The organism is Kitasatospora sp. NPDC091257 (assembly GCF_044757675.1).
In the GTDB taxonomy this organism is placed as follows: Bacteria; Actinomycetota; Actinomycetes; order Streptomycetales; family Streptomycetaceae; genus Kitasatospora; species Kitasatospora lactacystinica.
This window is the reverse complement of the sequence record NZ_JBIVVI010000240.1, coordinates 1-9,055: the sequence shown is the minus strand read 5'-3', so window position 1 is coordinate 9,055 and position 9,055 is coordinate 1. Positions and strand designations below refer to the sequence as shown.

Genomic DNA, 9,055 nt, shown 5'->3' with positions numbered 1-9,055 from the left:
TTCAGCTCGCCGGGGACCGGTACTTCCCGGCGATCGCCCGCGCCGTGTCGGCGTCCGGGCCGGGCTGCGGGACGAACACCGCCTCGCGGTAGTACCCCACCCTACGGGGCGGGCCGGGGGAACGGGGCGGGTTGACGGGATCAGTCGTTCGAACAGTCGCTCCGGCAGTCGGGATCCGCCGAGTGAGCCGCTACGAGAACCGTCGGCGCATCGTTGGGCGCGTCGCCGGGTGAATCGCTGGGTGAATCGCTGGGCGCATCAAGGGCGAAGGGCGGATCGGGAACGGAGAGCAGCGAGGGGCGAGTACAGGAGCCAGGAACGGAAGGGGAGTTGGGCCGGATTCAGGAGCCGATGTCGATGAGCACCCCGTGGGAGGTGACGAGGGTGACGGCGAGGATCGCCAGTGAGGCGATGCCGAGGGCCAGGCCCAGGAGGGCGCGGCCGCGCCGGCTGGTGCCGCGGACCAACGCCAGCGTGGCCAGGGTGATGGCGATCGGCCCGAGGACGATGTTGAACAGCAGCAGGCCGGGCAGGCCGAGGAGGAAGGAGGCGATGGCGAGGCCGTCGGCCTCGGCGGTTCCCTGGCGGTTCGGTTCCTGACGGTCGGTTCCCTGGCGGTCGGATCCCTGACGGTCAGGTACCTGAGGGTCGGTCGTCCGGCGGATGTCCGCCTGACGGCCGGTCGCCTGGCCGAGGCTCGCCGGGCGGCTGACGATCCGCCGGACGGTGGTCGGAAGCGAGGCGGCCGGGTGGCCGGTGACGGTGCTCATGGTGGTGCGGGTCCTCTCTGTGGAGTGGCCGCGGGTGCGGTCCGCGGAGCGGCCGGGTCAGCGGTGCCGGAGGCGGGCGATGCCCTCGCGGGCACCGAAGGCGAGCAGCCAGGCGGTGATGCCGGCGGAGGCGGCGAGGAAGACCGGGAGCGAGGTGTGGGCGGCGGTGCCGATCAGGACACCCATGGCGACCAGGGCGGAGAACAGGATCACGGCTGGCTCCTTCGGCTGCGGCTGGGACTGCGCCGATTTGGGTTGACAAGTGTTCACTGACTTCGGCCCCACTGTACGCTCGGCTGGCCAAGTTCAGCAAACGATTGTTTACTGAATGGCGTGAGTCACACCGTTGGGGCCAGGCAGGCCCAGAAGCAGCAGAGTCGGCGGGCCTTGCTGGACGCCGGACTGCACCTGTTGGCCGATCAGAACCTGGCGAGCCTGGGCGTTCGCGAGGTCACCCGCGAGGCGGGGCTCTCCCCGGCCGCCTTCTACCGGCACTTCCCGGACCTCGCGGCCCTCGGGGTGGCACTGGTCGAGGAGTCGTTGGCCAGCCTGCACATCATGATCCGTGCGGTGCTCACCGAGGCCGGTGGTGCCGAGGAGCTGATCGACCGTGCGGTGGACGTGATCGAACGACACGTCCGCGAGCACCGGGGGCACGTCCGCTTCCTGGCGCGTGAGCGGCACGGCGGGGTCCGGCAGGTGCGGGAGGCGATCGATGCCGAACTCGGCCGCTTCGCCGCCGAGGTGGGAGCCGCCCTGACGCTGCAGCCGGAGTCACGGGGGTGGAGCGAGCGGGACCTGCGGATGCTCGCCGAGCTGTACGTCGACCACATGGTCTCCACGGCCGCCGCCTTCCTGGAGGCGCTGGAGACGGACCCGGCGCGGGAGCGGCGGATCGCCGCCACCGCGCGCTTCCAGCTGCGCCTGATCAGCCTCGGCCGGGAGCGCTGGCAGGCGGGTTGACCGTAGGGGCGCGGCAGTTGACCGGCCGGCGGAGACCTGTGGCCGGCGCGTGGCTGCCCGCGGTGGGGTTGTGAATCCAGCGGTTTTCCGGCCCGGCCGGCCCGCGATCCGGCTCGCGCGGCCCGTGAACCGGCTGTGGATCCGGCCGCGATTCGGCCTGTGCCCCGGATCGCGTGCCGGTCCGCACTTCGCTCCGCACTTCGCTCCGCACTTCGCTCCGCGTGCCGAGTCGCGTGCCGGGCGGCGGTAACCGGCCAATGCGTCTTGGGAGGTTCTTGGTGTTGCTTTGACTCTTGACAGTGGGTCATGTCCGCGACAGCTTTGGTGGACCCCCACCCGTGGACCCCCCACACCGAGAGGTCTCTCATGAAGAAGCCGCTCATAGGCACGGTTGCCACACTCCTGGTCGCCGGGGCCACCGCCTTCGTCGGAGCCGTTCCGGCCCAGGCCGCAGCCACGGCCGCCAAGCCCGCCGCCAAGCCCGTCGCCGCCGTCACCTTCGCCGGGACGGTCGCGCTCAGCAACTGCTCCGGCTCGCTGGTGCGGATGCCCGGCTCGGCCGCGAGCGACCCGGCCCTCGTGCTCTCCAACGGCCACTGCCTGGAGACCGGTATGCCCGGTCCGGGCCAGGTCGTCCTCAACCGGTCCTCCAGCCGGAGCTTCACCCTGCTCAACGCGAGCGGCGGCAGCGCGGCCACACTACGTGCGACCAAGATCGTCTACGGCGCGATGACCGACACCGACGTGTCGATCTACCAGCTGAACACCACCTACGCGTCGATCCAGTCCCGGTACGGGATAGCCCCGTTGACCCTCGCCGCCACCCACCCGGTCCAGGGCACCTCGATCCGGGTCGTCTCCGGCTACTGGAAGAAGATCTACTCCTGCTCGGTCGACGGCTTCGCCTACCGACTGAAGGAAGCCGACTGGACCTTCAAGGACTCGGTCCGCTACACCTCCACCTGCAACGTGATCGGCGGCACCTCCGGCTCGCCGGTGGTCGACGCCTCGACCGGCCAGGTGGTCGCCGTCAACAACACGATCAACGAGAGCGGCGAGACCTGCACCCTGGACAACCCCTGTGAGGTCGACCAGAACGGTGCCGTGACGGTTCGTCCTGGCATCGGCTACGCCCAGGAGACCTACGGGATCCCGGCCTGCTTCGCCGCCGGCAACCGCTTCGACCTCACCCTCCCCGGCTGCACCCTGCCCCGCCCGTAGGAAGCCAGGACAACCCCGCTGACCAGCACGTTTCTCCCGATGGGCCATCCGCGAACGGCGGGTGGCCCATTCGGCCGTCCATCGGTCGGCCACCGCACCACCTGCACCACCTGCACCACCTGCACTATCCGCACGACCAGCACGACCAGCACGACCCGCGCCGCACGGCCGCACCGGCAGGCGGCATTCATGTCAGTTGAACAGATGGAGAGTTGATGACCACCACCGTGAGAAGGCTGCTGGTGTCGGCCCTGCTGATACCGCTGCTCGCGCTCGGCGGCCTGGCGAGCCCGGCGTCCGCCGCCGACGGCCAGGGCGCGCAGGGGGCGCAGGACGGCCAGGGCAACGGGTCCCGCCACGGCCGGAGCCCCGCCGACGACCCGACCGCCGACATCAAGGACCGTCTGGCGGCGATCCCCGGGGTGACCATCACCGAGGAGAAGCCGACCACCACCGGTCACCGCTACTTCATCGCCACGTACACCCAGCCGATCGACCACAACCGCCCCTGGCTGGGCACCTTCCAGCAGCGCTTCAGCCTGCTGCACCGCGGCTACGACCGCCCGACCGTCTTCTACACCAACGGCTACACCCTGGGCACCAACCCGTCCCGCACCGAGCCGACCCGGCTGGTGGACGGCAACCAGGTGTCCATCGAGTACCGGTTCTTCACCCCCTCCCGCCCGAACCCGGCGGACTGGTCCAAGGCCGGCATCCGCCAGGGCGCCGCGGACTCGCACCGGCTGGTGACCGCGCTCAAGCGGATCTACCAGGAGGAGTGGCTGTCCACCGGCGCCAGCAAGGGCGGCATGTCCTCCACCTTCTACCGCCGCTTCTACCCGGACGACGTGGCCGGCACGATCGCCTACGTCGCGCCGAACAACACGAACGTCAACGACTACGCGGCGTACAGCGAGTTCTTCCGGACCGTCGGCACCCCCGAGTGCCGGGCCAGGCTGAACGCCGCCCAGCGTGAGCTGCTGGTGCGCCGCGACCGCCTGGAGGCCCGCTTCGTCGCCGACAACACGGCGGCCGGGTCCACCTTCAACACCCTCGGCACCCCGGACCGCGCCTACGAGGCCGGTGTGCTGGACGTGGTCTGGGCGTTCTGGCAGTACAGCCTGGAGGCCGACTGCGCCAAGGTCCCGGTGGCCGCCACCGCGACCGACGACGAGCTGTACGCCTGGTTCGACTCGCAGTCCGGCATCACCGGCAACAGCGACCAGTCGCTGGCGAAGTACACCGCGTACTACTACCAGGCCGCGACCGAGCTGGGTGCGCCGTTCTTCGACGTCTCGCACCTCAATGGCGTGCTGCACTACGACTACAAGGAGCTCTACTCGGTCCGCAGCTACGTGCCGAAGGAGATCCCGACCGTCTTCAACCCGAACGCGATGCCCGACATCGACCGCTGGGTGAAGCGCGAGGGCGAGCGGATCATGTACGTCTACGGCGGCAACGACCCGTGGGGCGCCAAGCCGTTCCGTCTCGGCCGGGGCAGCGAGGACAGCTACGTCTACACCGTGCCCGGTGGCAACCACGGCTCGAAGATCGAGCAGCTGCCGGCCGCGCAGTCGGCGGAGGCCACCGCCAAGGTGCTGGAGTGGGCGGGCCTGGGTGACCCCAACGCCGCCCGTTCGCTCGCCAAGTCGCCGCAGGCGGGCGCGGAGTTCGGCCCGCTCGACGTCGAGGGCCAGCGGCTGGAGCAGGAGCGCCGCCCGCTGTAGCGCTCGCGCGCAGTAGGCCGCGCCACGAAGCACGAGGAGGAGGCCGCCCCCTGGTACGCGGGGGGCGGCCTCCTCGCGTCGTCCCGGAAGCATCAGGTCGCGGAGCCGTTCCGGAAGCGCGAACGCGGGGCCGGGACACAGGGCCGGGAAACGGTCGGGTCGCCCCCTCCCCGAAGCAGTGAATCAGTGCTTCAATGCTTCCATGGCCTACCGACGCACCCCCGCCGTACAAGCCCGCCTGGACGCCCAGCGGGAAGCGGTGCTCCAGTCGGCGGTCGGCCTGCTCGCCGAGCGCGGCTACGGCGGCTGCACGATGGCCGCCGTGGCGGACCGCGCCGGGATCGCCACCGGCAGCCTCTACCAGCACTTCTCCGGCAAGGCCGAGCTGTCGGTGCAGCTCTTCCGCCGGGTGGTCACGCACGAGATCGACGCGGTCAACGCCGCCGTCGCCCTCCGGGACACCCCGCGGCAGCGGATCGCCGCCGTGGTCGAGACCTTCGCCGCCCGTGCCCTGCGCGTGCCCCGGCTGGCGTACGCGCTGCTGGTCGAGCCGGCCGACGCGGTCGTGGACGAGGAGCGCCTGGTGTTCCGGCGGGCGTTCCGGGACGTGATCGCCACCGAGATCGCCGCCGCCGTGGCGAGCGGCGAACTGCCCGAGCAGGATCCGGTACTGACCGCCGCCGCCCTGGTCGGCGCGGTCGGCGAGGCCCTGGCCGGCCCGCTCGCGGCCGCACCGGTCGCCGCCGGGCCCGAGCGCGGCGACGGCACCACCAGCAGCAGCAGCGCCACCACCACCAGCATTACCGCCAGCGGCGGCACCAGGAGCGACAGCACCGCGGTGGTCCCCGCCCTGGTCTCCTTCACCCTGCGTGCCCTGGGAGGACGCGATGACAGCGACGCATGAGGTCACCAACCAGGTGCCCCTGCCGTACGGCCACGACACCGCCGCCGACCCCACCCTGCTCGACGCCCTCCGGCGGGCCGACGCCGGCTGGGCCGAGCCCGAGCTGCGCGAGCTGGGCCGGCTGGCCGGTTCCGAGCAGGCCGCCGAGTGGGGCCGGCTGGCCAACGAGAACCCGCCGGTGCTGCGCACCCACGACCGCTTCGGCCACCGCATCGACGAGGTCGAGTTCCACCCGTCCTGGCACGAGCTGATGCGCACCGCCGTCTCGTACGGCCTGCACGCCGCGCCCTGGCGCGACGAGCGCCCCGGTGCCCACTCCGCCCGTGCCGCCAGGTTCTTCGTCTGGGGCCAGGTCGAGGCCGGTCACACCTGCCCGGTCTCGATGACCTACGCCGCCGTCCCGGCGCTGCGCGCCAACCCGGCGCTGGCCGCCGAGCTGGAGCCGCTGCTGGCCGCGCGGGAGTACGACTTCGGGCTGCGCGAGCCGCGCACCAAGCGCGGGCTGATCGCCGGCATGTCGATGACGGAGAAGCAGGGCGGCTCGGACGTCCGCACCAACACCACCACCGCCGTCCCGCACGCCGACGGCACCTACCGCCTCACCGGCCACAAGTGGTTCACCTCGGCGCCGATGTCCGACCTCTTCCTGACCCTCGCCCAGGCCCCGGGCGGCCTCAGCTGCTTCGTGCTGCCGCGCGTCCTGCCGGACGGCAGCCGCAACCGCCTCCAGCTGATGCGGCTCAAGGACAAGCTCGGCAACAAGTCCAACGCCTCGGCCGAGCTGGAGTACGACGGTGCGGTCGGCCTGCTGGTCGGTGAGGAGGGCCGGGGCGTCCCGACCATCATCGAGATGGTCAACATGACCCGGCTGGACTGCACCATCGGCGCGGCCTCCGGCATGCGCTACGGCGCCACCCGGGCGGTCCACCATGCCCTGCACCGGCGGGCGTTCGGCAAGGCGCTGGTCGACCAGCCGCTGATGCGCAACGTGCTCGCCGACCTGGTGGTGGAGTCCGAGGCGGCCACGATCACGGCCATGCGGCTCGCCCGGGCCACCGACCTGACCCTCGCCGGGGACGGGAACGAGGCGCTGGTCCGGCGGCTGGGCCTGGCGGTGGCCAAGTACTGGGTGTGCAAGCGCGGTCCGGCGCACTCCGCCGAGGCGCTGGAGTGCCTGGGCGGCAACGGCTACGTCGAGGAGTCCGGGATGCCCCGGCTCTACCGGGAGGCGCCGCTGGTGTCGATCTGGGAGGGCTCCGGCAACGTCGCCGCCCTGGACGCGCTGCGTGCCATGGCCAAGCGCCCGGAGAGCGTCGAGGCCTTCCTGGGCGAACTCGACGCCGCCGCGGGCGCGGACCGCCGGCTGGACGCGGCCGTCGCCGCGCTGCGCAAGGAGCTGACCGACCTGGGCGACCTGGAGTACCGCACCCGCCGGCTGGTCGAGTCGATGGCGCTGGCGTTCCAGGGCTCGCTGCTGGTCCGGTACGGCAGCCCGGCGGTGGCCGACGCGTTCTGCGCGAGTCGGCTGGGCGGTGACCACGGCGCGGCCTTCGGCACCCTGCCGGCCGGGGTCGACACCGCGGCGATCATCGACCGCGCCCGCCCGGTGATCGTGTGAGCGGTCAGGACCGGGCGAGCGACCAGGACCGGGGAAGTGACCAGGACCGGGCGAGCGACCAGGGTCGGGCGAGCGACCAGGGTCGGGAGAACGACCAGGACCGGGCGGGCGGTCAGGAAGCGGACGGCGTACGGCGGTTCTGGCAGGAGCTCGGCCTGCCCGGGCTGATCGACGTGCACACCCACTTCATGCCGAAGAACGTCCTCGACAAGGTGTGGGCGTACTTCGACGCGGCCGGCCCGCTGGTGAACCGGCCCTGGCCGATCACCTACCGCGAGGCGGAGGAACAACGGGTCCGCCGGCTGCGGGACTTCGGCGTCCGGGCGTTCACGTCCATGCTCTACCCGCACAAGCCCGGCATGGCCGGCTGGCTGAACGCCTGGGCCGCCGAATTCGCCGCCCGCACCCCGGAGTGCCTGCACACCGCGACCTTCTTCCCCGAGCCCGGGGCGCCCGGCTACGTGGCCCGGGCGATCGAGGACGGTGCCCGGGTGTTCAAGGCGCACCTCCAGGTCGGCGGCTACGATCCGGCGGATCCGCTGCTGGACGAGGTCTGGGGGCTGCTCGCCGAGACCGGCACCCCGGTGGTCACCCACTGCGGGTCCGGGCCGGTGCCGGGCAGGTTCACCGGCCCCGGCCCGATCGGTGCGGTGCTGGAGCGGCACCCCGGTCTGGTCCTGGTGGTCGCCCATCTCGGGATGCCCGAGTACCGCGGCTTCCTCGACCTGGCCGAGCGCCACCCGGCCGTCCGGCTGGACACGACCATCGCGTTCACCGACTTCGCCGAGGCCGACGTCCCGTTCCCGCGCGGGGAGCTGCCGCGCCTGCGCGGGCTCCGGGAACGCGTCCTGCTCGGCAGCGACTTCCCCAACATCCCGTACCGGTACGTGCACCAGCTGGAGGCGCTGGCCGGGCTGGGGCTGGGGGAGGAGTGGCTGCGGGCGGTCTGCCACGACAACGCGGCCGCCCTCTTCGGCATCAAGCCCGAGGACTGATCACCGCACCGTCCGCAGCAGTTCCAGCGCCCGGGCGTGCAGCCCGGGCGCGGCGGCGAGGAAGCCGTCGGAGCCGGTCGTCCAGGCCGACCCGGCGGCGTCCGTCACCGCGGCGCCCGCCTCGCGCGCGATCAGCGCGCCGGGCAGCAGGTTGCCCGCGTCGAGGCCGTACTCCCAGAACAGCGCCAGGTGGCCGGAGCCGACCTGGGCCACCTGGAGCGCGGTGGGGCCGAGGTTGCGCACCGCCAGGACGGCACCCGCCATCGCGGACAGCGACTCGCCCGCCCGGCGCAGCGCCACCGGGTCGGCGGCCACCCGGGGCGGCTGGCTGGTGGCGGCGACGGTGACGGCCAACTCCCGTTCCAGGGGCGCGATCGGCCGTCCGTCCAGCTCGGCGCCGCCGCCGAGCACCGCCCGGTAGGTGCGGCCGTCCTGTTCCGGGGCGTGCACCACGGCCAGCACCGCCGCGCCGTCCCGGACCAGTGTGGCGGTCACCGCCCAGTGCGGCTGCCCGAGCAGGTACTGCACCGCGCCGTCGGTCGCGTCGCACAGCCACCACTCGCCCTCGGCGGGCACCGACCCGTCCAGCTCCTCGGGCACCCAGCCGGCCTGCGGGTGCAGTGCCGTCAGCCGCTCCCGCAGTACGGCGGCGGCCGGGCCGTCCAGTTCGGCGAAGCGGGCCGCGGCCTCCTCGGCGGTCCGGGCGGGGACCGGGTCGGCGGACCGGCGTGCGGCCAGCCCCGCACCGACCTCCCGCACCGCGGTCTCCACACCCTCGGCCAGCGTCCACAGCTCGTTCGTCACGGTGACTCCTCCTCCTCGATTCCTCACCCCGGGCCGGGGCCCCGACCGGAGCC

Annotated in this window: 9 protein-coding genes and 1 pseudogene; 6 read left to right on the top strand and 4 right to left on the bottom strand. The window is 72.6% G+C overall.

Going from position 1 to position 9,055, the window contains the following annotated elements:
* Nucleotide 1: 1 nt before the first annotated feature.
* The 3 genes and pseudogenes from ACIQOV_RS14050 to ACIQOV_RS14040 all read right to left on the bottom strand — a co-directional run.
* A pseudogene (locus ACIQOV_RS14050) lies at nucleotides 2–94 on the bottom strand (oligoribonuclease); the annotation flags it as partial.
* 247 nt (nucleotides 95–341) lie between these two features.
* The gene (locus ACIQOV_RS14045; RefSeq protein ID WP_401048432.1) at nucleotides 342–770 is read right to left on the bottom strand and encodes a hypothetical protein; all 429 of its coding nucleotides are present in this window, start codon (nucleotides 768–770) and stop codon (nucleotides 342–344) included.
* Nucleotides 771–827: 57 nt separating this feature from the next.
* A complete protein-coding gene (locus ACIQOV_RS14040) occupies nucleotides 828–983 on the bottom strand; it encodes a hypothetical protein (RefSeq protein WP_224277104.1) in 156 nt (51 codons plus the stop codon).
* A gap of 120 nt (nucleotides 984–1,103) precedes the next feature.
* On the opposite strand from ACIQOV_RS14040, the gene ACIQOV_RS14035 reads away from it, so the two are divergent.
* From ACIQOV_RS14035 to ACIQOV_RS14010, 6 genes are all read left to right on the top strand, one after another.
* Nucleotides 1,104–1,733 (top strand): TetR family transcriptional regulator, encoded by a 630-nt coding sequence (locus ACIQOV_RS14035; RefSeq protein WP_401048430.1) that lies wholly within the window; start codon nucleotides 1,104–1,106, stop codon nucleotides 1,731–1,733.
* Nucleotides 1,734–2,099: 366 nt separating this feature from the next.
* On the top strand, nucleotides 2,100–2,954 hold the full coding sequence (locus tag ACIQOV_RS14030; RefSeq protein WP_380550460.1) for a serine protease: 855 nt from the start codon (nucleotides 2,100–2,102) through the stop codon (nucleotides 2,952–2,954).
* Nucleotides 2,955–3,169: 215 nt separating this feature from the next.
* The gene (locus tag ACIQOV_RS14025; RefSeq protein ID WP_401048429.1) at nucleotides 3,170–4,681 is read left to right on the top strand and encodes a S28 family serine protease; all 1,512 of its coding nucleotides are present in this window, start codon (nucleotides 3,170–3,172) and stop codon (nucleotides 4,679–4,681) included.
* A 202-nt stretch (nucleotides 4,682–4,883) separates the two neighbouring features.
* Nucleotides 4,884–5,585 (top strand): TetR/AcrR family transcriptional regulator, encoded by a 702-nt coding sequence (locus ACIQOV_RS14020; RefSeq protein ID WP_401048427.1) that lies wholly within the window; start codon nucleotides 4,884–4,886, stop codon nucleotides 5,583–5,585.
* A complete protein-coding gene (locus ACIQOV_RS14015; protein ID WP_380550469.1) occupies nucleotides 5,569–7,203 on the top strand; it encodes an acyl-CoA dehydrogenase family protein in 1,635 nt (544 codons plus the stop codon). The genes ACIQOV_RS14020 and ACIQOV_RS14015 overlap by 17 nt, the downstream gene beginning before the upstream one ends.
* A 155-nt stretch (nucleotides 7,204–7,358) precedes the next feature.
* Nucleotides 7,359–8,198 carry an amidohydrolase family protein gene (locus tag ACIQOV_RS14010; protein WP_359907261.1) on the top strand — a complete coding sequence of 280 codons (840 nt, stop codon included), beginning with the start codon at nucleotides 7,359–7,361 and terminating at the stop codon, nucleotides 8,196–8,198.
* On the opposite strand, the gene ACIQOV_RS14005 is transcribed toward ACIQOV_RS14010, so the two are convergent.
* Nucleotides 8,199–9,002, bottom strand: coding sequence for an inositol monophosphatase family protein (locus tag ACIQOV_RS14005; protein ID WP_401048426.1), 804 nt, complete (start codon nucleotides 9,000–9,002; stop codon nucleotides 8,199–8,201).
* Between the last annotated feature and the right edge of the window lie 53 nt (nucleotides 9,003–9,055).

Excerpts from the sequence above, each read along its gene's own strand:
- ACIQOV_RS14045 (WP_401048432.1), bottom strand. The coding sequence starts at position 770 with ATGAGCACCGTCACCGGCCACCCGGCCGCCTCGCTTCCGACCACCGTC.
- ACIQOV_RS14030 (WP_380550460.1), top strand. The coding sequence starts at position 2,100 with ATGAAGAAGCCGCTCATAGGCACGGTTGCCACACTCCTGGTCGCCGGG.
- ACIQOV_RS14025 (WP_401048429.1), top strand. The coding sequence starts at position 3,170 with ATGACCACCACCGTGAGAAGGCTGCTGGTGTCGGCCCTGCTGATACCG.
- ACIQOV_RS14020 (WP_401048427.1), top strand. The coding sequence starts at position 4,884 with ATGGCCTACCGACGCACCCCCGCCGTACAAGCCCGCCTGGACGCCCAG.
- ACIQOV_RS14015 (WP_380550469.1), top strand. The coding sequence starts at position 5,569 with ATGACAGCGACGCATGAGGTCACCAACCAGGTGCCCCTGCCGTACGGC.